Origin of the sequence: Vibrio sp. 1557 (assembly GCF_033340175.1) — a bacterium.
Taxonomy (GTDB): domain Bacteria; phylum Pseudomonadota; class Gammaproteobacteria; order Enterobacterales; family Vibrionaceae; genus Vibrio; species Vibrio alginolyticus.
In genome coordinates, this window is sequence record NZ_JAWOVZ010000247.1 from 1 (window position 1) to 1110 (window position 1110).

General features: G+C 48.9%; 1 protein-coding gene and 1 pseudogene. Both read left to right on the forward strand.

Annotated elements, in window-relative coordinates:
- On the forward strand, positions 1-837 hold an 837-nt coding region (locus R7070_RS26240), incomplete at its 5' end, for a proprotein convertase P-domain-containing protein (protein ID WP_318141520.1).
- Positions 838-842: 5 nt separating this feature from the next.
- Positions 843-1110 (forward strand): annotated as a pseudogene (locus tag R7070_RS26245) (DUF1566 domain-containing protein); the annotation flags it as partial.

The window sequence follows — 1110 nt, forward strand, 5'->3', positions numbered from 1 at the left end:
AACGCCCGATATCAATCTCGTTACATCAACGCTGGGGAAACGGTCGAGTTGACGCTTTCTCACACCGGCCGATCTGCAAGCGTAAAGGGCAATTGGTCACTGAACAACGACACATCGAAAGCGGTCGATGTGCAACTGGCAAACTCGGCCTCTTTCAGTGCCAACTTACCAACGGGGCTGACGTGTGGTGCACCGTTTGAATCTAAAGTTTCAGTGGATTATCAGTTTGCTGAAGGGCTTAAGGCGCAATCTTGGCAAAACGTGACGGCGCTAGTGAATGGTATTCCTCTACTTTTGAATAAGCCCAAGACTATCGAGGATGCGCTCACCGATGCGAGTATTAACTCGCGCGGTCAAGAAGTGCAAGGGAACAAAATTTTTGTTCAAACACTATCAGACAAAACGCAGAAAATTGATGACTCATTTGCCGTTTATCTCGATATCGAACACGCGAATTTAGCGGATTTACACATCACGTTGACGTCGCCACAAGGCCAGTCTGTAGTGCTGTTTAACCATCAGCCGAGTCAATCGGGTGGGTTTACGGGCTATTTCACGGTTCAGCACGATTCAGAGCTGCAAGCATTGGTTGGAGAGCCTAGTTGGGGAACGTGGCGACTAGAAGTCTCCGATCGGGTGGTCGGCAACTCGGGCGCACTAAAAGCGTGGGGTGTGAGTCACTTTAACCAGTATCAGTGCGGTGCTGATACCACTTCGAAAAGCAACGGCAATGGCTCGGGTGGGAGTGGCTCACCTTGGGCGCTCTTTGGCTTGCTTGTGCTTTCAATGTTGAGAGTGGTTCGCTCTCGTAATAACGATTCATCAAAAAGAAGATAAGACCTATGAAGTTTCAATATTCTCTCATTGCAGTCTCACTGGCCCTTGTTGGTTGTGGTGGCGGTTCTGGTGGTGGTGACGCAACGGCGCCAAGTTACAACGTAGCGGGAACCATTTCTGCGAAAGGTACGTTGTTAGATACACCAGTGTGCATCGATCTTAACCAGAACTTTGTGTGTGACGCGACTGAGCCGAGCACAAAAAGTAATAACGCAGGTGAGTTCTCGATTACCTCGACAAACAAGAACATTTTAACCAGTCCAATTTTGGCAC